The 21,910-nt window shown below is 68.5% G+C and carries 25 protein-coding genes and 1 tRNA gene; 13 read left to right on the forward strand and 13 right to left on the reverse strand.

The features are described from left to right. The 7 genes from ASE48_RS12010 (at nucleotide 1) to ASE48_RS32140 (ending at nucleotide 7,032) form a co-directional block, all read left to right on the forward strand. On the forward strand, nucleotides 1-1,158 hold the full coding sequence (locus ASE48_RS12010; protein ID WP_057167319.1) for an acyl-CoA dehydrogenase family protein: 1,158 nt from the start codon (nucleotides 1-3) through the stop codon (nucleotides 1,156-1,158). Next, complete coding sequence (locus ASE48_RS12015; RefSeq protein WP_057167320.1) at nucleotides 1,155-2,075, forward strand: acyl-CoA dehydrogenase family protein; 921 nt, start codon at nucleotides 1,155-1,157, stop codon at nucleotides 2,073-2,075. Before ASE48_RS12010 ends, ASE48_RS12015 begins: the two co-directional genes overlap by 4 nt. Continuing rightward, on the forward strand, nucleotides 2,072-3,241 hold the full coding sequence (locus ASE48_RS12020; RefSeq protein ID WP_057167321.1) for an acyl-CoA dehydrogenase family protein: 1,170 nt from the start codon (nucleotides 2,072-2,074) through the stop codon (nucleotides 3,239-3,241). Before ASE48_RS12015 ends, ASE48_RS12020 begins: the two co-directional genes overlap by 4 nt. Further along, nucleotides 3,241-4,260: an acyl-CoA dehydrogenase family protein gene (locus ASE48_RS12025; RefSeq protein ID WP_057167322.1), complete on the forward strand. Its 1,020-nt coding sequence runs from the start codon at nucleotides 3,241-3,243 to the stop codon at nucleotides 4,258-4,260. The genes ASE48_RS12020 and ASE48_RS12025 overlap by 1 nt, the downstream gene beginning before the upstream one ends. Before the next feature lie 37 nt (nucleotides 4,261-4,297). After that, nucleotides 4,298-4,813: a DUF4333 domain-containing protein gene (locus ASE48_RS12030; protein WP_057167323.1), complete on the forward strand. Its 516-nt coding sequence runs from the start codon at nucleotides 4,298-4,300 to the stop codon at nucleotides 4,811-4,813. Between the two features lie 55 nt (nucleotides 4,814-4,868). Then, entirely contained in the window at nucleotides 4,869-6,317 is a 1,449-nt protein-coding gene (locus ASE48_RS12035) for a neutral zinc metallopeptidase (RefSeq protein WP_057167324.1), read from the forward strand. 283 nt (nucleotides 6,318-6,600) lie between these two features. Further along, on the forward strand, nucleotides 6,601-7,032 hold the full coding sequence (locus ASE48_RS32140) for a DUF4333 domain-containing protein (RefSeq protein WP_235571089.1): 432 nt from the start codon (nucleotides 6,601-6,603) through the stop codon (nucleotides 7,030-7,032). A 1-nt stretch (nucleotide 7,033) separates the two neighbouring features. Here ASE48_RS32140 and ASE48_RS12045 read toward each other — a convergent pair whose 3' ends face one another. Then, complete coding sequence (locus tag ASE48_RS12045) at nucleotides 7,034-8,290, reverse strand: ammonium transporter (protein ID WP_082614138.1); 1,257 nt, start codon at nucleotides 8,288-8,290, stop codon at nucleotides 7,034-7,036. Between the two features lie 129 nt (nucleotides 8,291-8,419). Here ASE48_RS12045 and ASE48_RS12050 point away from each other — a divergent pair, with 129 nt between their 5' ends. After that, nucleotides 8,420-8,644: a hypothetical protein gene (locus ASE48_RS12050; protein ID WP_057167325.1), complete on the forward strand. Its 225-nt coding sequence runs from the start codon at nucleotides 8,420-8,422 to the stop codon at nucleotides 8,642-8,644. Between the two features lie 33 nt (nucleotides 8,645-8,677). Here ASE48_RS12050 and ASE48_RS12055 read toward each other — a convergent pair. Beyond that, nucleotides 8,678-8,763 (reverse strand) — tRNA-Leu (locus ASE48_RS12055). An 85-nt stretch (nucleotides 8,764-8,848) separates the two neighbouring features. On the opposite strand from ASE48_RS12055, the gene ASE48_RS12060 reads away from it, so the two are divergent. The 3 genes from ASE48_RS12060 to ASE48_RS12070 are packed head-to-tail and all read left to right on the forward strand — an operon-like array spanning nucleotide 8,849 to nucleotide 10,341. Continuing rightward, nucleotides 8,849-9,574 carry a hypothetical protein gene (locus ASE48_RS12060; RefSeq protein ID WP_057167326.1) on the forward strand — a complete coding sequence of 242 codons (726 nt, stop codon included), beginning with the start codon at nucleotides 8,849-8,851 and terminating at the stop codon, nucleotides 9,572-9,574. Between the two features lie 24 nt (nucleotides 9,575-9,598). Further along, nucleotides 9,599-9,982 (forward strand): hypothetical protein, encoded by a 384-nt coding sequence (locus ASE48_RS12065; protein ID WP_057167327.1) that lies wholly within the window; start codon nucleotides 9,599-9,601, stop codon nucleotides 9,980-9,982. Then, entirely contained in the window at nucleotides 9,979-10,341 is a 363-nt protein-coding gene (locus tag ASE48_RS12070; protein ID WP_057167328.1) for a DUF3817 domain-containing protein, read from the forward strand. Before ASE48_RS12065 ends, ASE48_RS12070 begins: the two co-directional genes overlap by 4 nt. Here ASE48_RS12070 and ASE48_RS12075 read toward each other — a convergent pair. The 11 genes from ASE48_RS12075 to clpS all read right to left on the reverse strand — a co-directional run bounded on the left by ASE48_RS12075 (nucleotide 10,289) and on the right by clpS (nucleotide 18,506). Then, nucleotides 10,289-11,764, reverse strand: a complete 1,476-nt coding sequence (locus tag ASE48_RS12075; protein WP_057167329.1) for an MFS transporter — start codon at nucleotides 11,762-11,764, stop codon at nucleotides 10,289-10,291. The genes ASE48_RS12070 and ASE48_RS12075 overlap by 53 nt on opposite strands. A 124-nt stretch (nucleotides 11,765-11,888) precedes the next feature. Further along, nucleotides 11,889-12,488 (reverse strand): RdgB/HAM1 family non-canonical purine NTP pyrophosphatase, encoded by a 600-nt coding sequence (rdgB, locus tag ASE48_RS12080; protein ID WP_057167330.1) that lies wholly within the window; start codon nucleotides 12,486-12,488, stop codon nucleotides 11,889-11,891. A gap of 2 nt (nucleotides 12,489-12,490) precedes the next feature. Then, nucleotides 12,491-13,273: a ribonuclease PH gene (rph, locus tag ASE48_RS12085; protein ID WP_057167331.1), complete on the reverse strand. Its 783-nt coding sequence runs from the start codon at nucleotides 13,271-13,273 to the stop codon at nucleotides 12,491-12,493. A gap of 19 nt (nucleotides 13,274-13,292) precedes the next feature. After that, nucleotides 13,293-14,060 carry a cyclic nucleotide-degrading phosphodiesterase gene (locus ASE48_RS12090; protein WP_162264215.1) on the reverse strand — a complete coding sequence of 256 codons (768 nt, stop codon included), beginning with the start codon at nucleotides 14,058-14,060 and terminating at the stop codon, nucleotides 13,293-13,295. A gap of 168 nt (nucleotides 14,061-14,228) precedes the next feature. Then, entirely contained in the window at nucleotides 14,229-14,888 is a 660-nt protein-coding gene (locus ASE48_RS12095) for a rhomboid family intramembrane serine protease (RefSeq protein ID WP_057167360.1), read from the reverse strand. Then, nucleotides 14,885-15,856, reverse strand: coding sequence for a cysteine synthase (locus ASE48_RS12100; RefSeq protein ID WP_057167333.1), 972 nt, complete (start codon nucleotides 15,854-15,856; stop codon nucleotides 14,885-14,887). The genes ASE48_RS12095 and ASE48_RS12100 overlap by 4 nt, the downstream gene beginning before the upstream one ends. A gap of 3 nt (nucleotides 15,857-15,859) precedes the next feature. Continuing rightward, complete coding sequence (locus ASE48_RS12105) at nucleotides 15,860-16,132, reverse strand: MoaD/ThiS family protein (protein ID WP_057167334.1); 273 nt, start codon at nucleotides 16,130-16,132, stop codon at nucleotides 15,860-15,862. Nucleotides 16,133-16,143: 11 nt separating this feature from the next. Then, entirely contained in the window at nucleotides 16,144-16,560 is a 417-nt protein-coding gene (locus ASE48_RS12110; protein ID WP_057167335.1) for a Mov34/MPN/PAD-1 family protein, read from the reverse strand. Between the two features lies 1 nt (nucleotide 16,561). Then, nucleotides 16,562-17,608 (reverse strand): P1 family peptidase, encoded by a 1,047-nt coding sequence (locus tag ASE48_RS12115; protein WP_057167336.1) that lies wholly within the window; start codon nucleotides 17,606-17,608, stop codon nucleotides 16,562-16,564. Further along, nucleotides 17,605-18,189, reverse strand: coding sequence for an oxidative stress transcriptional regulator AosR (aosR, locus tag ASE48_RS12120; protein ID WP_057167361.1), 585 nt, complete (start codon nucleotides 18,187-18,189; stop codon nucleotides 17,605-17,607). The genes ASE48_RS12115 and aosR overlap by 4 nt, the downstream gene beginning before the upstream one ends. 2 nt (nucleotides 18,190-18,191) lie before the next feature. Next, the gene (gene clpS / locus ASE48_RS12125) at nucleotides 18,192-18,506 is read right to left on the reverse strand and encodes an ATP-dependent Clp protease adapter ClpS (RefSeq protein ID WP_057167337.1); all 315 of its coding nucleotides are present in this window, start codon (nucleotides 18,504-18,506) and stop codon (nucleotides 18,192-18,194) included. Between clpS and ASE48_RS12130 the strand changes: the two genes are divergently transcribed. Next, complete coding sequence (locus tag ASE48_RS12130) at nucleotides 18,505-19,914, forward strand: nicotinate phosphoribosyltransferase (RefSeq protein WP_082614139.1); 1,410 nt, start codon at nucleotides 18,505-18,507, stop codon at nucleotides 19,912-19,914. The two genes, clpS and ASE48_RS12130, sit on opposite strands and share 2 nt — an antisense overlap. Next, nucleotides 19,911-21,905, forward strand: coding sequence for an ATP-dependent DNA helicase (locus ASE48_RS12135; protein ID WP_057167338.1), 1,995 nt, complete (start codon nucleotides 19,911-19,913; stop codon nucleotides 21,903-21,905). Before ASE48_RS12130 ends, ASE48_RS12135 begins: the two co-directional genes overlap by 4 nt. Nucleotides 21,906-21,910: the final 5 nt, after the last annotated feature.

A 21,910-nucleotide genomic window follows, 5' to 3' on the forward strand; every position in this document is an offset into this window, starting at 1 on the left:
GTGGACTTCGAAATGGGGCCGGACGCCGCCGCGTTGCGCGGCGAGCTGCGCGACCTGGTGAAAACGCATATCGCCGAGGACTACCTGGGCGCGTTCACCCACAATCCCGACGATCTCGAGGTGGCCCAGGCCTTCTGCCGGCTGCTCGCCGAGCGCGGGCTGCTGTGCATGTCCTGGCCCACCGAGTTCGGCGGGAAGGCCTCCTCAGCCTGGGAGCAGACTGTGGTGCGCGAGGAGATGTGGGCTCACCACGAACCGCGCGGAGCGCAGTACATGGGGGTGAACTGGGTGGGGCCGATCATCATGCGGCACGGCACTCCCGAGCAGCAGACCAGACACCTGCCGCCGATCGCGGCCGGTGAAGTGATCTGGTGCCAAGGGTTTTCCGAGCCGGAGGCGGGGTCGGACCTGGCGTCGCTGCGGACCTCGGCGGTCCGCGACGGCGACGGCTGGGTGATCAACGGGCAGAAGATCTGGACGTCGTACGCGACGATGGCGCAGTGGTGCTTCCTGCTGGCCCGGACCTCCAAGATCGGAGAGGATCCGGCTCGTAAGAAACAGCACGGCTTGACGATCTTCCTGGTGCCCATGGCGGATCCGGCGATCACGGTGCGGCCCATCCAGACCATGATGGGCCCACACCACCTCAACGAGGTGTTCTTCGATGATCTGCGGGTGACCGACGCCGATGTGCTCGGCACCGTCGACGACGGCTGGACGGTGGTGCAGAGCGTGCTGGCGTTCGAGCGCGTCGGCATCGCCCGCTATGCCCGCTGTGAACGGCTGCTGCACCTGGCCCCGAAAGCCCTGGCCGAGCACTGGGCCGAGCTGCCCGAGGAGCTGCGCGGCCGGTGGGCGAGGATGCTCACGCATTGCCGACGCGCGCGGCTGATGGCCTATCGACTGGTGGCGCTGCAGGCCGAGGGACAGGTGCGCCCCACCGATTCGGCGGCCTACCGCATCGCGGTCACCAAACTCGACCAGGACAGCGCCGAGGTGCTCATGGAGATCATCGCCGCACTGCCCGAAGGGGTTTCGCAGATCTACACCTCCGAGGTCGAGGATCACTGGCGGTACTCGCAGCCCTCCACAGTGTCTTCGGGCAGCATCGAGATGCAGCGCATTCTGCTGGCCCGCACCCTGTTGGCGGCATCGTGAACATCGACCTCAGCCCCGAAGCCCGCGAGTACGGTGAGCAGGCGCTGCGCGCGTTCGAGTCCGCCGGCGGCGATGCACTGCTGCAGCGCGCCGAAGCCGATCCCTCCCAACGGGAATCGCTCGTCGGGGCGGCGCTGAAGGGTCTCGGCGCCTGGGACCTGGAGCCACGCGGTGACACCGACTCCGCCGAAGCCGCGGCCGCGCTGTGCCGCAGTGCCGGGTACTGGGGTCTGCCCTACCCGTTGGCCGAGCGGCTGGCCCGCCCCGCCGATATCGAGGCCGACGGTCTGATCGTGGTTGCCGGGCCCGCGCCGGCCGCCGCCATCGCCGGTGTCGATGGCGCCTGGGCGACAGTCACTGTGGACGGTCACCGTGCCCGGGTGACGGGTACCTTCGGGGCCCGCACGGGTTTCGTCACCTCGCTGGAACTCGACGACCTCGACGATGCGGGCGCCGGGGATATCGCTCTGGCCCTGGTGCTGCCGTGCTGGACGTTGCTCGGCATGCTGGACCGGGCAATGGAACTCACCGTCGCGCACGTCAAACTGCGCCGGCAGTTCGGTCAGCCGCTGTCGGCATTCCAGAGTGTGCAGTTCCAGCTCACCGATGCCGAAGTGGAGCGCAGCGGCCTGGAGATGCTGGCCCGCTACGCGCTGTCCACCGTGACCGGCCCCGATGCACTCGCCGACGCGCTGGCCCTGCGGCTGGCCGCGCTGGAAGCCGCCGAGGTGGTGTTCCGGGTGACCCATCAGCTGCACGGCGCCGTCGGGTTCTGCGACGAGACCGTGTTGTCTTGGCTGTCGCGGTACAGCCAACCGCTGCGCCGGCTGCCGCTGGGACTGTCCGCGACCCGCGCACAACTGACCGAACTGTTGGGCACCCGTGGCCTGACCGGACTGTACAGCGACGCAACATGACCCAAGATCTCGACGAGTTCCGCGAGCGGGTCCGGCAGTGGTGTGCCGAACATGTGCCCGCCGATTGGCGCGCCGCCCAGACCGGGGTGAGCGATGACGAATACGTGCGGTTCCAGAAGGCCTGGTTCGCCGAACTGCACACCGCGGGTTTTGCGGTGCCACACTGGCCGGCCGAGTGGGGCGGCGGCCTGTCGGTGGCCGAACAGATCGTGCTGTACTCCGAACTCGCCGCACATGACGCACCCCGGCTGGTGCTGGCCTTCGTCGGCATCCACCACGCCGCGTCCACCCTATTGGCCGCGGGCACCGAGGAGCAGCGCCGCCGACACCTCCCGGCGATCCTCGATGGGGAGATCTGGGTGCAGGGCTTCTCCGAGCCCGAGGCCGGATCCGATCTCGCCGCCCTGCGCACCACGGCACGGCGCGACGGTGACGATTTCGTGGTCAACGGGCAGAAGGTGTGGGCCAGCGGCGGACTGCATGCGGACTGGTGTCTACTGCTCGCCCGCACCGATCCGGAGGCCAAGAAACGACACGGCATCTCGTACTTCCTGATGGACATGAAGTCCCCGGGCATCGAGGTCAGACCGATCAAACAGGCCACCGGCGAATCGCATTTCTGTGAGGTCTTCCTCAACGACGTCCGAGTCCCCGCCGCCAACCTGGTGGGCCCGGAGAACAAGGGGTGGCAGGTCGCCCAGCAGACCCTCGGCGCCGAACGCGGGATGACGATGCTCGAGCTGGCCGAGCGCCTCGGCAACGCCGGCTTGCGCTGGCTGATCGCCGAATGTGAACGTGCGGGCCTGCTCACCGATGCACTGGTGGCAGACCGGCTGGCGCAGTTCGAGATCGAGATCACCGGGTTGCGCGGGCTGTGCCGCGATCTTGTCGAGGGCCGAAGCGACGGCCCGGCCGACGCCTCGGTGGTGAAGCTGTTCTACAGCGAGCTGCTGCAGCGGCTGACCGATTTCGGGGCCGAGATCAGCGGCCTGGCCGGGCACACCGTGCTGACCAAACCGATATCCAGCGGCTGGGAATCCGGGGCCTGGGTGCTCGACTTCATCGGATCCTGGGAGTGGACCATCCCGGGCGGTGCCAGCGAGATTCAGCGCACCATCATCGGTGAGCGCGGACTGGGCCTACCCCGCGAACCGGCAGGAGCCTGATGACACGCGAATTCGCCGACCTGCATCCCGAGCTGCGTTCGGTGGCCAGAAATCTGCTGACCACCGGGCACCCGGACTGGACGCTCGTCACCCGGGCCGGCTGGCCGGGCCTGGAGATCGCGGAGACACTCGGCGGCGCCGAGGTGTCTTTTGCCGAAACTGCCGTCGTCGCAGAGGAACTCGGACGCGCCGCTGCGCGCAGCAGCCACCTGGGCGTCAGCCTCGGCATCGGGGCACTGCTCGCGCTGTCCCCCGACACCGCGCGCGATGACGCGTTGTCCGCGGCCGCCGAGGGCACCGAACTGCCCGTCGCCGTGCTGAGCACCGGTGACCGCCCCGGCGTCGGGTTCACCCTGGCCGCCGGCGGGCTCAGCGGCACCGCCGATTTCGTGCCGGACGCCGCCGAGGCGACCCGTCTGCTGGTACCCGCCCAGGACTCCGAGGGCACGCCCGTGCTCGTGGAGATCGACCCGGCGGCCACCGGACTGGTGATCACGGTGCAACCGACGCTCGATGAGACCCGTCGGCTCGCCACCGTCACCGCCGACGGTGCGCAACCCACCCAGGTGTGGCCGTTCCCGGCGACCCAGCACCTGTTGGACCGCGGCACCGTCGCCATCGCCGCCGACAGCCTCGGTCTGGCCGAGGCCATGCTGGCCGCCACCGTCGACTATGTCGGTATCCGCCACCAGTTCGGCCGCCCCATCGGGTCCTTCCAGGCGGTGAAACACGCGTGCGCGGACATGCTGGTCCAGATCCGGGTGACCCGCCGCCTCGTCGAGGCTGCGGTCGACGCCGTGGCCGCGAACTCCGACGCCCAGACGGCGGTGTCCATGGCCAAGGCCTACGCGTCCGAGACCGCCGTCGCTGTCGCGGGCAAGGCCATGCAACTGCACGGCGGCATCGGCTACACCTGGGAAAGCGGCGTACACGTCCACCTGAAGCGGGCCACCCTGAACCGGGCGCTGTTCGGGTCACCGATCGCGCACCGGCGCGCACTGGCGGCGCGCTTCCGATAACGCTGCCGGCCCGTCGGACTTGTGCCATCGTGCTGCTATGCCTCGGTGGTCGACGGTCGCGCCGGCGCTGGTCGCCATGGTGATGCTCGGGTCGTGTTCGGTGCCGACCGACAAGAGCGTCAGCAGGGAACGCGTCCAGGATCAGATCGTCGAGGAAGTCACCGAGCAGTCCGGTGCGGCCCCGGATTCGGTCAGCTGCCCGGGCGATCTCGCGGCTTCGGTCGGGGCCACTCTGGAGTGCACGCTCGCCGATGACGGACAGCAGCGCCACGTCAGCGTGACGGTGGGCAGTGCCGAGGGCGACCAGGTCGACCTGCACATCGAGCAGACCATCGGCAGGGAGACCGTCGCCGAACAGATCGCCGAGCAGATCGGCAGACAAATCGGCCGGGCCCCGCAGTCGGTGACCTGCCCGGCCGATCTCGGCGGTAACGAGGGTGCCACGCTGCGCTGCGAACTCAGGGATGCGGGCAAGACCTACGGCGTGACGGTGACGACCGTCAACCGTGGCGAGGTGACCTTCGATATCAAGGTCGACGAGCAGCCGAGGTAGCCCCCAGACAGTTCTCGAACCCAGGTCCCGGCCCGCGCCTTGTTAGCCTGACGGCATGCACCGACGGGCCGGACGCCTCGCTGGATGGCTCAGCGTTGCACTCACCGCGGCCTTGTTGCTCACCGGATGCGGCACGACCATGCTCGACGGCCGCGCCGTGTCGATGCTCTACGACCCCTCCCGTGCCGGTGGATTGCCCGCCAGCGACGGCCCCAGTGGGCCCCGCCCCGACGCGCCCGCTCCCACCCGCACCGCGGAGAACAGCGATGGCGGCCCGGTGGATCAACTGGCGTTGCGGGCCATCGACGATCTGGAGCAGTTCTGGTCGGAGAACTGGAATGGGGCGCTGACCGGGACCTACAGCCCGGTGTCCGCGCTGGTCTCCTATGACGCGTCGGACCCGAACAGCCCGCAGGTCTGCGGCAATGACCTCTACGAACTGTCCAACGCGTTCTACTGCTACGACGGCGACGTGATGGCCTGGGATCGCGGCGAATTCGTCCCCGGCGCGGCGCAGTATTTCGGCGAGATGGGCGTGGTGGGCGTGATGGCCCACGAATTCGGCCATGCGGTGCAAGCCAAGGCACATCTGGTGGAGAAGTCCACCCCGGTGCTGGTCAAGGAACAGCAGGCCGACTGCTTCGCCGGGGTGTACCTGCACTGGGTCGCCGCCGGAAAGTCACCGCGCTTCGCGCTGAGCACCGGCGACGGCCTCAATCACGTTCTGGCCGGAGCGATCTACATCCGCGACCCGCTGATGACACAGGAGGAAGCCATCCTCACCGGGGATGCGCACGGATCGGCCCTCGACCGGATCAGCGCCTTCCAGATCGGGTTCAGCGGCAACGCCGATCAGTGCGCGGCCATCGACATGAATGAGATCATCGAACGCCAGGGCGACCTGCCGCAGTTCCTGTCCTACGACTCCTACGGTGACCCGACCGCCGGCGACAGCGTCATCGACGTCGATCTGCTGAACAACCTGATGACCACCCTCGGTGACATCTACTCCCCCTCCAGCCCCCCGGCGCTGAACATGGAGATGGCCAGTTGCCCGGACGCGGAATCGATTTCGCCCGCCGCGTACTGCCCGTCGACCAACACGATCAACGTCAATCTGCCCGCCCTGCAGGAGCTCGGCACGCCGAAATCCGAACAGCAAGGTGTGCTGCTGCAGGGTGACAACACCGCGCTGTCGATCATCACGTCGCGCTATGCGCTTGCCGTGCAACACGAACGCGGCATCCCGCTGGAATCGCCTGTGACGGCTCTGCGCACTGCCTGCCTCACCGGGGTGGCCCAGGGCCGGATGGCCGAGCCGGGAAGTCCGCTGACGCTGTCGGCCGGCGATACCGACGAGGCGATCTCCGGCCTGCTGACCAACGGCCTGGCCGCCAGCGATGTCAACGGTGTGACCGCCACCGCCGGTTTCACCAGAATCCTGGCCTACCGGGCCGGGCTGTCCGGTGATCCCGAGCAGTGCTACGAACGGTTCTCGGCATGAGCGACGCTTGCGGAGCGAATCAACACAGCACATGCGGGACCCGAGCCTGCGAGGGAACCGCATGACGCGCCCACCGGACCCCTCGCAGCAGCCGTGGTGGACACGCCCGGGTGGCGCGCCGGCACCGGGCGGGCCACCACGTCACGGAGCGCCACCGTCGCCGGGCCGGCCGCCCGGACCACATCCGCGACAGTCCTATCCGCCTGCCCCGCAGCAATACCCGCCGCGCCAGCAGCCGTACCCGCCCTCCCCGGGATACCCGCCACAGCCACAGCCGCAGCGCGTGCCCCCGCCGCCACAGCGACCGGCACCGGTCGTCGACCCGAACCGCTACACCCTGCCCCCGGGCACCCCGACGCCGCACCGCGCGCCGGCCAAGCGGTCCGGGCCCGACAAGCGCACGTTGCTCATCGGCGCCGGCATGGCCGTCGCACTGGTGATCGCCGGGGTGACAGTGTGGCAGTTCCTCTTTCGCGATACGACCGTCATCAACGTCGAGCAGGCCGAGGCAGGCGTCCGGGAGATCCTGACGGACCCGATCAACGGTTACGGCGCCAACAGCATCAGCGCGCTGCGGTGCAATGACGGCAAGGACCCGTCGGCGGCCAAGGGTGATAGCTTTACCTGCGCGGTGGAGATCGACGGCACCGTCCGCCACGTCTATGTCGAATTCCAGGACGACAAGGGCACGTTCGCGGTCGACGGACCCCGCTAGTTCACGCTCCGGGGCGCTTGTGCGGCGTCCCGTGCACGCCCTCGGCGTAGGCGGTCTCCGCGTGCTGGGTGAAGTCGATGCCGGACAGTTCATCCTCGCGGGTGACGCGGAAGCCGACCGTCACCGCGATGAGTTTGGCGAGCGCGAAGGACACCGCGAACGCGAAGGCAGCGACGACGACGATCGCGAGCGTCTGCTTGCCCAGCTGGGTGATCCCGCCGCCGTAGAACAGTCCTTCCGGTCCGCCCGAGACCATCTCTGCGGCCAGCAGTCCGATCAGGAACGTGCCCACCACACCCCCGACGAAGTGCACCCCGACCACGTCGAGGGAGTCGTCGTAGCCGGCCTTGAATTTCCAGCCGATGGCGAACGAGCAGACCACGCCGGCGACGAGGCCGACCAGTATGGCACCGAGCGGTGTGACGAACCCGCACGACGGGGTGATCGCGACCAGACCGGCGACCACACCGGAGGCTGCACCGAAGGTGGTCGGATGGCCGTCGCGGAACCGTTCGACGGCCAGCCAGCCGAGCATGCCAAGGCATCCGGCAAGCAGGGTATTGAGGAAGATCACGGCGGCCTTGCCATCGACAGCGAAGGCCGATCCGGCGTTGAATCCGAACCAGCCGAACCACAGCAGACCGACACCGAGCAGCACGAACGGAAGGTTGTGCGGACGCATCGCCTCGGACTTGAAGCCGATGCGCGGACCGAGCACCAGAGCAAGCGCCAATGCCGATGCCCCGGACACGATTTCGACAACCAGTCCGCCCGCATAATCCAGCGCGCCGAACGTCGACAGCCAGCCGCCGGGTCCCCACACCCAGTGCGCCACCGGCGAATACACCAGCAGAGTCCATGCCGCCACGAACAACACCCAGGACGAGAACTTGGCGCGGTCGGCGATGGCCCCGCTCACCAGGGCCGCGGTCAGGATCGCGAACGCCAGCTGGAAGGTGACGAAGAGGAGTTCAGGGACATTGGAGCGCACCGCGTCGAGGTCGATACCGGACAGCCCGATGTGCTGCAGCCCGCCGATCAGTCCGCCACCGGCATCCTGACCGAACGCCAGGCTGTAGCCGGCCACCACCCACGTCACCGTGACGACCGGGATGGAGATGAAGCTCATCATGATCATGTTGAGCACGCCGGTCGAGCGCACCATGCCGCCGTAGAAAATGGCCAGACCGGGCGTCATCAACAGGACCATTGCGGTGCTGACAAGCAGCCAGGCCGTGGCGGCCGGATCGATCTGCACGGGGACTCCTTCGTCTGAGCAAAACGCCCGGACGACTATGACACAGCCGTGCTGAGCCGCCGGCGGTTTCCCGTCGGCAGGGAGCAACTGGTGGCGTTCGCCGGCCTCGATGCGGGGTACTAGAGGTTCATGGCTGACAACTCATGGATGGTCCAGATTGGCGTCGTCGACGATCCACAGAACACGGGTGTGCCGCCGGTGCCGACCGACGTCTACCAGGGTGACGAGGAGGGTGCGCGGACCGAATACGCCGAGCGCTCCGCCGAGGCGCGCGAATCGGGCTACCGCTACGTCATGTTGCGGCATCTCGGTGATGTGGTCGAGTGCTGGGGAACTCCGCCTGCTGCGGGCTGAGAGCGGCAAGGCTGAACTCGGAAAGTCACTACATGGTGCGGGCGGAGGGATTCGAACCCTCACGCTCTTCCGAGCACCGGCACCTAAAGCCGGCATGTCTGCCGTTCCATCACGCCCGCAAGCGGGTTCAGACTACCGTCTCGCTGCGCGTATCTGGTTGTCGGTGGGCCGAACTAACGTCGAGCGCAGGCAGCGGGAGGCCCTATGCGCTCGATCGAAGATTTCGCCACTGTGCGTTCGCTGATTGACGCAGGATTGAACGACTGTGCGATCTCACGACTAACGGGGATACCTCGGCGCACTGTCTGCGATTGGCGACACAACCGCCGTTCAATCACACCGCGCGACAGCTGCAGCAACCACGACTACAGCATGCTGCCGTCGGACGCGTACAGCTACCTCCTGGGCATGTACCTCGGCGACGGCTACATCAGCCGCTGCCGTTCCGTGTGGCGGCTCCGCGTGACACTCGACAAGAAGTATCCGGGGATCATCGAGAACTGCTGTGAAGCCATCGACAAAATCATGCTTGGCCAACGTGCGACGGTATTCCCCCGCAAGACCGGTTGCGTCGACGTGTCGCTCTTCTCCAAACACTGGCCCTGTCTGTTTCCCCAACACGGAGCAGGCCCGAAGCACCGCCGCCCGATCGTCCTGGAACCCTGGCAACAGGCCCACGTCGACGCCGCCACCGAGCACTTCGTCCGCGGCCTCATCCACAGCGACGGCTGCCGGGTGGTGGCCAACGACCGCGGGGTCGCCAGCGTCCGATACCACTTCACCAACCACTCCACGGAGATCCGCGAGCTGTTCTGCGCGGCCCTCGACTCTCTGCGCATCCCGTGGACCCAGAACAGCCGCTACATGATCGCGGTGTATCGAAAAGCCGCGACCGCGCGCCTCGACGAGTTCATCGGCCCCAAGGTATGAATCGGCGGACGGTAAAGTCGACCCATGTCCACTACACGACGTAGGAGACCGGCGCTCATCGCGCTGGCCGCCGTCGGCGCCGGCGGCTGCCTGCTGCTGGCGTGGTGGCAGTGGACCCGCTACGAGTCGAACTCGGGCACGTTCCTGAATCTCGGGTACGCCTTGCAGTGGCCGATGTTCGCCGCGTTCTGCGTCTACGCGTACTTCAAGTTCGTACGCCTCGAGGAAGCCCCACCGAGCTACGAGCAGACGGACACCGAGCGCGCCACCGAGATCCCGGCCGGCCTCCTCCCGGAACGCCCCAAGGCCGCGGCGCCGGCCGACGACGATCCGACGCTGCGGGAGTACAACGCCTACCTCGCCGATCTCGCACAATCCGAAAACCCTGACGACAGGACCAGCACATGAGCACCCCAGAGACCCCGGCCGAAACCAGCAGCCAGGAACCCTTGGTTCCGCTGTCCTCCATCCAGAAGGCCCTGGCGAGCTACCGGGTCCTGGCCTGGGCGACCGGCCTGTGGCTGATCGCGCTCTGCTACGAGATGGTGCGCAAGTACGGATTCCAGGACGACTCACTGAGCTGGATCGCCGTGGTGCACGGCTGGGTGTACTTCGCCTACCTGATCGCCACCGCGAACCTGGCGGTGAAGGTTCGCTGGCCGCTCGGTCGCGCGATCGGCACCCTGATCTCCGGAACCGTTCCCCTGCTGGGTCTCATCGTGGAGCACTTCCAGACGCAAGACGTGAAGAAGCGCTTCGGTCTGTGACCTCGGCCTGCTGACGCGCCACCGGGATCAACAGCGTCAGCACCGCGGACAGTGCGGACACCGCCGCCGCGACGATCAGCGCGACCCGGAACCCGTCCAGGGTGGGCACCTCATGTCCTCCGGCGGTCATCGTCATCGCCGCCAGGATGGCGCCGAGCACGGCACTGGAGATCGAGGTGCCCAGCGACCGCGCGAGCGCGTTGAGACCGTTGGCGGCCGCGGTCTCCGACATCGGCACCGCGGCGTTGATGAGCGCCGGCATGGACGCATAGGCGAAGCCCACCCCGATGCTGATGAGAACGTTGAGCGCGAGCACCTGCGGACCGCTGCCGAGCAGCCACAGCCCGGACAGGTAGGACGCGGCGATGATGACGCAGCCGACAAACAACGTGAAACGGGGTCCGCGGGCCCCGGCCACCCTGGCCGCGATCGGCGCCATCACCATCATCGCCAGCCCGCCGGGCGCCATCCACAGCCCCGCCTCCAGCATGGTCATGCCGAGCCCGTAACCGGTGTCGGTGGGTAATTCGAGCACTTGCGGCGCGATCAACGTCAGTGCGAACATCGCGAATCCGACACCGACCGAGGCGATGTTGGTGAGCAGGACCGGCGGCCGAACCGAGGTGCGCAGGTCCACGATCGGTGAGTCGAAGCGCAGCTGCCACACCACGAAGACGGCGAACACCGCCAGCGATGCCGCGAACATCCCGACGGTGATGCCCGAGGTCCAGCCCCAGTCCCGGCCCTTGGTGACACCGAGCAACAACGTCACCAGCCCACCGGCGAGCAGGAGTGCACCCAAAGGATCGAGCCGGTCACTCGAGGAGGCCGGCACCGCGGGCACCAGCACGACGAAGAGCACCAGCAGCACGACGCCGAGCGCCGCGGCGAACCAGAACAGGGCATGCCAGCTGAACTGCTGAGCGATCGCGGCCGAGAGCGGCAACCCGAGCGCGCCGCCCACTCCCAGCGAGGAACTCATCAGGCCCATCGCACTGCCCACCCGCTCGGCGGGCACCGAGGCCCGCAGCACGCTGATGCCCAGCGGGATGATCGGGATACCCAGCCCCTGCAGGCCACGGCCGATGACGAACGGGACGAGCGAGGTGCTCAGTGCGGACACCAGCGATCCGCCGACCAGCACCGCGGCGCAGACGATCATGATCGGTTTCGGGCCGTAGAGATCGCCGAGGCGCCCGAAGACCGGTGTGGTGACGGCGGCCGTCAGCAGCGTGGCGGTGATGGCCCAGGACGCGTTGGACGGGCTGGCGTGCAACAGCTTCGGCAGCTCCGGGATGAGCGGGATGATCAGGGTCTGCATCAGCGAGACGCTGATACCGGCAGCGCACAGCACGGCGACGAGGACGCCGGGGTGGGCCGATAACGGCCGTCGCTGCTCGGTGGAGACCACGGCCGCGAGCATTACACGTTAGTTGCGCTATGCAAAATTCTGGCGGTCCCCACACTGTGGCGAAACTCGCGTACCGGTTGCTGCGCGCGCGGATTTACGACGGGTACGCGAGTTTCGCCCGAAAAGTTGTGGACGGCTACACCAGCGTGCGCAGTGCCGGCACCAGCAGCGCCAGCGCGCGGCCGCGATGCGAGGCCGCGTCCTTCTCGGCCGGGGTCAGTTCGGCCGCCGACCGCGCCGATCCGTCCGGGACGAAGATCGGGTCGTAACCGAACCCACCGTCGCCCCGCGGTTCCCGTGCGATCGCGCCGGTCCACTCGCCGCGGACCACCGTCTCCCCGGCACCGGAAACCAGTGCACACGCCGAGACGAAGGCCGCCCCGCGCCGTTCGTCGGGGACATCGCGCAGCTGACCCAGCAGCAGTTCCAGGTTCGCCACGTCATCGCCGTGGGCACCCGACCACCGCGCCGACAGCACGCCGGGCATGCCGTTCAGCGCATCGACGGCCAGTCCCGAGTCATCGGCCACCGCCGGGATCCCGGTGGCGGCGTAGGCGTCGCGCGCCTTGGCCAACGCGTTCTCCTCGAAGGTCGCGCCGGTCTCGGGAGCCTCCTCGAACGGGGGCACATCGGTCAGCGACAGCAGCGTCAGCCCGGAGAGTCCGGCCGCGTCGAGCACCCGGCGCAGCTCGGCCAACTTCTTGGCGTTACGGGAGGCAACCAGCAGCCGGGACATCCCTAGCTTCCGAAGGCCTTCTTGGCCGGCCCGCTGGGCTCCGGCAGCACACCCGGGTACGGCAGCTCCAACGCGGCGCGCTGGATGGTGAACAGTTCCTCGCAGGAGGCCATCGCCAGGTCCAGCATCTTGTCCAGCGTCGAACGCGGGAACGTGGCGCCCTCGCCGGTGCCCTGGATCTCGACCAGGGTGCCGGTGTCGGTGGCGACGACGTTCATGTCCACCTCGGCACGGGAGTCCTCGGTGTAGGGCAGGTCCACCCGGACCCGCCCGTCGACCACGCCGACCGACACCGCGGCGATCGCGCAGGACAGCGGGCGCGGGTCGGACAGCCGGCCTGCCGCGGCCAGGTAGGTCACCGCGTCGGAGAGCGCCACATAGGCGCCGGTGATCGCGGCGGTACGGGTGCCGCCGTCGGCCTGCAGGACGTCGCAGTCGATGGCGATGGTGTTCTCCCCCAGGGCGCCGAGGTCGATGCAGGCGCGCAGGGAGCGGCCGACCAGCCGGCTGATCTCCTGGGTGCGCCCACCGACCTTGCCCTTGACGGACTCGCGGCCGGAACGCTCGTGGGTGGCCGCGGGCAGCATGGCGTACTCGGCGGTCAGCCAGCCCTGCCCGGAACCCTTCCGCCAGCGCGGCACTCCCTCGGTCACCGATGCGGTGCACATGACCCGGGTCTGACCGAACTCCACCAACACCGAACCGGCGGGATGAGCGGTGAAACCGCGGGTGATGACCACTGGCCTCAGCTCGTCGTCAAGCCTGCCGTCTTCTCGTCTGGACACGAGGCAACACTAACCGGCCTCAGTGACGCGTCACATCGAAGGTCTCGCCGCACACCACCGCATGCACCGGACCGTCGAACTCGGCCTTGGCCTCGCTGATCACATCTTCCCGCGATGTCCACGGCGGAATGTGGGTGAGCAGCAGTTCACCCACCCCGGCGCGGGCGGCGATCTGACCCGCCTCGGTACCGGAGAGGTGCAGGTTAGGTGGGCGCTCCGGCGAGTGCGTCCACGACGCCTCGCACAGGAACACGTCGACGCCGCGCGCCAATTCGACTACGGCATCACAGATCCCGGTGTCCCCGCTGTAGGCGAACGTGACGCCGTCACGGTCGGTGAAGCGCATGCCGTAGGACTCGGTGGGATGGCACACCAGCCGCGGCTCGACCGTCAGCGCGCCCAGCTTCACGGCCCGGCCGTCTACCCAGGACTGCACCTCGAAGATGTCGGAGATGTCGTCGACCTCGCCGCCCTCGGGTGAGGACGCCGCACCGAGGCGCTCCCAGGTGTGCGTGGGGCCGAACAACAATGCGCGCCCCTCGGGCGGATTGGGGTGGTACCGGCGCCAGACGAACAGCCCGGGCATGTCCAGGCAGTGGTCGGCATGCAGGTGCGAGAGCAGCACGTTCACCGCGCCGGGATCGGCGTGACGCTGCAGCGCGCCGAGCACGCCGCCACCGAAGTCGAGCACCATCGGCGCCGTGTCGGGTTCGGTCAGCAGATATCCGGACGCGGGCGAATCAGGGCCGACAACACTGCCGGAACAACCCAGTACGGTGACTCGCACATCTCTAGCTTGCCATGCCCTACAGCATCGGGGCGAAGGCATCACCGCATTGGGCGACAAGTTTCATTTTGTGTCGCCGCCGTGACGCGGGACGGCGCCGCGCCGGGCCGTCTGCTGCGCATCATTCGCGTCGGCACAGTGGTCCGACGCACATCAGCACACGCGACCTCAGCCGATCGACGGGGCGCCGGTCTTTCGCCGCGCACGGGCCTTGCGTTCCGGCCCGGACAACACGTACGCCGCGATGAACCCGGCGATCGCGCCGCACAGATGCCCCTGCCAGGACACCCCGGGAGTCCCGGGGACCACGCCGAGCAGGACACCGCCGTAGACCAGCGCGACGATGACTCCGACGACGATCTCCCAGGCGGTGCGGGTGAAGAAACCGAACACGATCAGGAAAGTCAGCCACCCGAAGATCAGCCCGGACGCCCCGATGTGATTGGTGGTGCACTGCACGCCCACGTAGGGGCAGTGCGCGCCGATATTGCCGATCAGCCAGGTGCCGAATCCGCCGAGCACCCAGATGATGGCGGTGGCGCCGATGAAGCGCCCCATGCCCGCCAGGGTCATCAGGAAACCGAGCACCAACGCGGGCACCGTGTTGGCGATCAGGTGCGGCCAGCCGCCGTGCAGCAGCGGCGCCCACAGGATCCCCCACAGCCCGTCGGTCTGCAGCGGCCGGATGCCGTCGTTGTCGAGGCGGTGCCCCATGGCGGTGTCGACGATCTCCACGACGTAGAGCAGTGCGACGAAACCGATGACCGTCGCACCGCCGACCACCCAGGCCGGCTTCTTCTTCGGCTCGGGGGTGACCGGGTAATTCATGCCCACAACTGCCCTTCCAACGCGTCCTCTGCGTCATCGAGGCTACCGGCGTAGGCACCGGTGGACAGATACTTCCAGCCGGCGTCGCACACGGTGAACGCGATGTCGGCGCGTTCACCGGCCTTGATCGCCTTGGCCGCCATGCCCAGCGCGGCGTGCAGGATCGCGCCGGTGGAGATGCCCGCGAAGATGCCCTCCACCTGCACGATCTCCCGGGTCCGCTTGACGGCGTCGAAGGCACCCACCGAGAACCGGGTGGTCAGCACCTCCGGGTCGTAGAGCTCGGGCACGAAACCCTCGTCGATGTTGCGCAGCGCGTACACGCCTTCGCCGTAGCGGGGCTCGGCGGCCACGATCTGAATCCCGGGCACCCGCTCGCGCAGGAACCGACCGGTGCCCATCAGCGTGCCGGTGGTGCCCAGCCCGCCGACGAAGTGGGTGATCTCCGGCAGGTCGGCCAGCAGTTCGGGCCCGGTCCCCTCGTAGTGCGCCGCGGCGTTGGCGGGGTTGCCGTACTGGTAGAGCATCACCCACGAAGGGTTCTGCGCGGCAAGCTCTTTGGCGTGCGCGACGGCGGTGTTCGAGCCGCCCTCGGCCGCGCTGAAGATGATCTTGGCGCCGTAGAGCTCCAGGAGCTGGCGTCGCTCGATCGAGGTGTTCTCCGGCATCACGCAGATCAGCCGGTAGCCCTTGAGCAGCGCCGCCATGGCCAGGGAGATGCCGGTGTTGCCGCTGGTCGGCTCCAGCAGGGTGTCGCCGGGTTTGATGAGCCCGTCGCGCTCGGCCTGCTCGATCATCCGCAGCGCGGGCCGGTCCTTGATGGAGCCGGTGGGGTTGCGATCTTCCAGCTTGGCCCACAGCCGCACGTGCGGGCCGTTCTCGTCTTCGTCCCAGCGCGGCGAAAGCCGCTGCAGGCCGACCAGTGGGGTGTTCCCCAGCGCCTGCAGCAGCGAGTCGTATCGCGTCAAGGCTTACCCACCTGCAACGGCGGGCAGGATCGTCACCGAATCACCGTCGGCGATCACGGTTTCCAGGCCACCGGAGAACCGGACGTCCTCATCGTTGACGTAGATGTTGACGAAGCGGTGCAACTTGCCGTTGTCCACCAGGCGCTCGGAGATCCCCGAGTAGTTGCTCTCGAGATCGGCGATGATGGCCTGCAAGGTGTCACCGGCGGCGTTCACCCGCTTCTCCCCGCCGGTGTGGGTGCGCAAGATGGTGGGGATCGACACGACTACTGACACGGTGGCTCCTTTTATCCGTACTGCTCGACGATGCTGACAGGTTCTTCGGTGACGACGCCGTCGAGGATGCGATAGCTGCGCAGTTCGTGCACCTCGGGGTCGCGGGTGGAGATGAGCACATAATGGGCGTCGGGCTCTGCGGCGATCGCGACGTCGGTGCGGCTCGGATAGGCCTCGGTCCCTGTGTGCGAGTGATAGATCACCACTGGCACTTCGTCGGCCTCGTCCATCGCCTTCCACACCCGGAGGTGCTCCATGGAGTCAAACCGGTAGAACGTCGGGGACCGCTCGGCATTGACCATCTGGATGAAACGCTCAGCGCGATCCGAACCCTCCGGTCCGGCGATCACACCGCACGCTTCGTCGGGATGGTCGGCGCGCGCGTGGGCGACCATGGCGTCCACCAGATCGGCGCGGATCACCAGCACGTCAAGTCTCCGTTTCTCGGGGGAACGCTCCGGGCAACAGGCCCCGGTAGGTGGGTATTCCGGCGATCGACTCCGCTGCCAGCACACCGACCAGTACGGCACGGGCCAGGCAGTCGGCCGCGGCGGCGCCGATCGCGGTGAGCAGCGCCGTCTCCGGTGACATCGCAGTCGGGACCTTCTCCGACGGCGGCACCTGCACCGCCCCGGTGGCCAGCGCGAACACGGTGTCACCGTCCACCGGAGTGTGCGCCGGACGGATGGTGTGGGCAAGTCCGTCCTGGGCCGCGATGGCGATGCGGCGACACCCGGCTGGGCTGATCGCCGCGTCGGTGGCGACGACGGCGATGGTGGTGTTCAGCGGGCCGCTCTTCTTGTCGAGGCCGGCGAAGTCGGCCACCTCGTCGGGCGGCGGCGCGGTCAATCCGAACGCGGCGATGAGGTCGGCCATCCAGGGCAGCCCGGTGGCCGGGTCGATCACATTGCCCCCGGAGTTGACGGCGACGACCGCCCCCACCGTCACCCCGATATCGGGCAGGGTCAGCGAGGCGGTACCGATCCCGCCCTTGAGGACGCCGGCGCGGGCTCCGGCCCCGGCACCGACGTTGCCGACCGCCACGCGGTCGCCGGCGGACTGCACGGCGGCGTACCCGAACTCCGCGCCCGGGCGGCAGCCCCAACCGCCGACCGGCAGATCGAAGATGACCGCGCCCGGCACGATCGGCACCACGCCGCCTTCCATCGATACACCGCGGCCCTGCTCCTCGAGCCAGGTCATCACGCCGTCGGCGGCGGCCAGTCCGTAGGCGCTGCCGCCGGTGAGCAGCACCGCATCGACGTGGCGGACGCTGTTCGACGGGTCCAGCAGATCGGTCTCGCGGCTGCCCGGGGCCCCGCCCCGGCAGTCCACCGCACCGACCGTGCCCTCCGGCGCCAACACGACGGTGCTACCGCACGCCCATCCCGAGCCCAGCGTGGCGTCATCGTCGATCCGGTGGTGATGACCGACCCGGATGCCGGCAACATCGGTGATGGAGCCGAAATCGGTCACGGACGCGACCCCATGAGGCTGAGCACCAGGTACTCCTGCAGCACCGTCAGCCACTGGTAGACGTCGAGGTGGCCGGCCATCGGATGCCCGACGGGCAGTTGGTCGAGGCCTTCGGGACCGATCTCCAGCATCGCACCGAGTGCAAGCCGCACATCGTTGACCGACGAGGCCCAGGCTTGCGCGTCGTCCTCGGAGAGCTCGAACTTCCCGCCACCCTCCGGCATGGTGTCCAGCAGGCGTTGCGCCGCTTGCCGTTTCGCATCGATGATGGCCGGCTCATGCAGGCTGCGCAGCGCACTGTTCAAGCTGTCGGCCGCCGCGGAGCCCGCGGGATGGCCGTTGCGGGACCGGAAGAAGTCCGGCAGCAACCGTTTCATCGTCTCGTCCTCGGGCGGCGACGAATGCCCGGTCCGGATCCCGGTGATTTCGCTGAGTTCGTCAGCCGGAGCGGCAGATTCGCGATCGTCGAGCATCCCGGTCAGCGATGTCACCAGATTGCGCAGCAGCGCAGCCTCGTGGGCGGCCAGCGAAGACCGGAATCGGGGTCCGTCGGCACCGTCGATCCGCTTCCATTTCCGCACGATCAGCGGTCCTGCTGCATGGTGGCCCACAACCCGGCGGAGTGCAGCTTGGTGACGTCGACCTCCATCGACTCACGGCTGCCGGCCGAGACGACGGCCTTGCCCTCGGTGTGCACCTGCATCATGAGTTTGGTGGCGTGCGGTTCGGAGTAGCCGAACAGTTTCTGGAACACGTAGGTCACATACGACATCAGATTGACCGGGTCGTCCCACACGACCGTCACCCAGGGACTGTCCGTGGCGGCGTCTTCGCGGCGGTCGACGTCGGCCGCCGTGTCCTCCCGGGTACCCGGCTTGGTCCGCGCTGGGGTAACCATGACGCACAGGATACCGGGGGCCGACTGCACGCCCGAACCGGAACGGTACCGATACGGTGAGATCGTGAGCGATGGCGTGAGCACAGCACTGCTGACGGACAAATACGAGTTGACCATGCTCGCGGCTGCGCTGCGCGACGGCTCGGCCCACAAGCGCTGCACCTTCGAGGTGTTCGCGCGACGGCTGCCCGAGGGGCGGCGCTACGGAGTCGTCGCGGGCACCGGGCGCTTCGTGGAAGCGCTGGCGCAGTTCACCTTCGACCAGCAGACCCTGGCGGCGGTGTCCGATTTCCTGGACGCCGACACGTGCGCGTTCCTGTCGGATTTCCGGTTCACCGGCGATGTGCACGGTTACCCGGAAGGTGAGCTCTACTTCCCGAACTCGCCGGTGCTCTCGGTGCGCGGCAGCTTCGCCGAGTGCGTCGTCCTGGAAACCCTGGCGCTGTCCATCCTCAATCACGACAGCGCCATCGCCTCCGCCGCGGCCAGGATGGTGGCGGCAGCCGGTGGCCGTCAGCTCATCGAGATGGGTTCGCGCCGCACCCATGAGGAGGCCGCCGTTGCCGCGGCTCGGGCGGCCTGGATCGCCGGATTCAACGGCAGCTCCAACCTGGCCGCCCAGCAGCGCTACGGGGTTCCGGCGCTGGGCACCAGCGCGCATGCCTTCACTCTGCTGCACACCACTGCCGACGGAACAGATGGCGCCGCCGCGCGAGATCTATCAGAACGCTCCGCGTTCCAGGCACAGGTCGACGCGCTCGGTGTCGGCACCACCCTGCTGGTCGACACCTACGACATCACCGCCGGCGTCGCCAACGCCATCGCGGTCGCCGGCCCCGAACTGGGGGCGGTGCGGATCGACTCCGGTGAACTCGCCGTGCTGGTCCGCCAGGTGCGCGACCAGCTGGACAGTCTCGGCGCCACCGGCACCAAGATCGTGGTCTCCAGCGACCTCGACGAGTTCGCCATCGCCGCGCTGCGGGCCGAACCCGTGGACAGTTACGGCGTCGGCACCTCGCTGGTCACCGGCTCGGGCGCACCGACCGCCGGCATGGTCTACAAGCTCGTCGAGGTCGACGGCATCACCGTGCAGAAACGCAGCGCGCACAAGGCGTCTGCGGGCGGCAGCAAGCAGGCGCTGCGGGTCGCCAAACCGTCCGGGACCGTCGTGGAAGAGGTCGTCTATCCGGCGGGCCACCCACCGGTGACCGAAGACGGCTTCAGCGCCCGGCCCTTGTCGGTCGAAATGGTCCGGGGCGGGCAACCCGTGCACAAGCACGACCTCGAGGAGGCCCGGGCCCGGGTGGCGGCCGGGCTCGGCAGCCTGCCGTGGGACGGCCTGAAACTGTCCAGGGGCGAGCCGGCCATCCCGACCCGCGTCGTGGCACCGGACAAACCCCCGTCGTGACCAAGAGCTCAGTCACCGAATTGCTCGCCTCGGCGGTCGCGGCGCTCGGCGGGGCTCAGCGCCCCGGCCAGGTCGAGATGGCGCAGGCCGTCACCGAGGCGTTCGACACCGGCCGCCATCTCGCCGTGCAGGCCGGCACCGGCACCGGCAAGTCGCTGGCCTATCTGGTGCCGTCCATCGCGCGGGCGGTCGCGGCCAACGAACCCGTGGTGGTGTCCACCGCCACCATCGCCCTGCAACGGCAGCTGGTGGACCGCGACCTGCCCCGGCTCGCCGACGCCCTCGCCGGCCTGCTCCCCCGGCGCCCCACCTTCGCGCTGCTGAAGGGACGCGGAAATTACCTGTGCCTGAACAAGATTCACAACGGCAGTACCACCGAATCGACGGAGGACCGCCCGCAGGAGGAACTGTTCGACGCGGTCGCCGCCACCGCGCTGGGACGCGATGTGCAGCGTTTGACGAGCTGGTCCTCCGACACCGAGACCGGTGACCGCGACGACCTTGTCCCCGGGGTGCCGGACAGGTCCTGGGGCCAGGTCAGCGTGTCGGCGCGCGAATGCATCGGGGTGTCACGCTGCCCGTTCAGCACCGACTGTTTCTCGGAAAAGGCCCGCGCCAAGGCCGGCAACGCCGATGTGGTGGTCACCAATCACGCGCTACTGGCGATCGACGCGATCGCCGATGCCTCGGTGCTGCCCGAACACGACCTGCTGGTGGTCGACGAGGCGCACGAACTGGTCGACCGGGTCACCAGCGTGGCCACCGGGGAACTCTCGGCCACCGTGCTCGGCGCGGCGCAGCGACGGATCGGCAGGCTGGTCGCCGACGAACTCTCCGACCGCATGGAGGCCGCCGGGGCCAACCTGGCCTCGGCCATCTACGACGCCGAACCCGGGCGCATCGACCACCTCGACGACGAGCTGGCCACCTACCTGACGGCGCTGCGCGACGCGGCGTTCACCATCCGGTCCGCGATCGACACCACCCCCACGGACCCGCAGGCGGCCGCCGCGCGCACCGAGGCCGTCACCGCGGTGACGGAGATCGGCGATATCGCGGCACGCATCCTGGACTCGTTCGGCCCGGCGATCCCCGACCGCTTCGACGTGGTGTGGCTCGACCACGAGGAGAACCATCGGGGCGGCGGAGGAAAACGGGCCATCCTGCGGGTGGCGCCGCTGTCGGTGTCAGGGTTGTTGCGCACCAGGCTCTTCGAACAATCCACCGCGGTGCTGACCTCGGCGACACTGACCATCGGTGGCAACTTCGACGGGATGGCCGCGGCCTGGGGACTGTCCGGCGGGGAAGGCAAGACCACATGGCGCGGGCTGGACGTCGGGTCGCCGTTCGACCATGCCAAGTCCGGAATCCTCTACGTGGCCAAACACCTGCCCCCGCCCGGGCGTGACGGCACCGGCTCGCCGGCCCAGCTCGACGAGATCGAGGCGCTGATCAACGCCGCCGGCGGGCGCACCCTTGGCCTGTTCTCCTCGATGCGCGCGGCCAAGGCGACCGCCGAGGTGATGGCCGAACGCCTCTCGACGCCGGTGCTGTGCCAGGGCGAGGACACCACCGCCGCCCTGGTGCAACGGTTCGCCGACGACGAGGAGACCTCGCTGTTCGGCACCCTGTCGCTCTGGCAGGGCGTCGACGTGCCCGGGCGCACGCTGTCGCTGGTGCTGATCGACCGGATTCCGTTCCCGCGTCCCGATGATCCACTGCTGACCGCACGCCAGCGCGCCATCGCCGCGCGCGGCGGCAACGGATTCATGGCGGTGGCGGCCAACCACGCCGCGCTGCTGCTGTCCCAGGGGGCGGGCCGGCTACTGCGCCGGGTCGACGATCGCGGCGTCGTCGCGGTGCTGGATTCCCGGATGGCGACGGCCCGCTACGGCGGTTATCTGCGCTCATCGCTGCCGCCGTTCTGGGCGACGACCGATCACGAACGCGTCATCGCCGCGCTGGGCCGGCTGACCGCTCGGCCCGGATAACCGCC

Origin of the sequence: Mycobacterium sp. Root265 (assembly GCF_001428895.1) — a bacterium.
Classification (GTDB): Bacteria; Actinomycetota; Actinomycetes; order Mycobacteriales; family Mycobacteriaceae; genus Mycobacterium.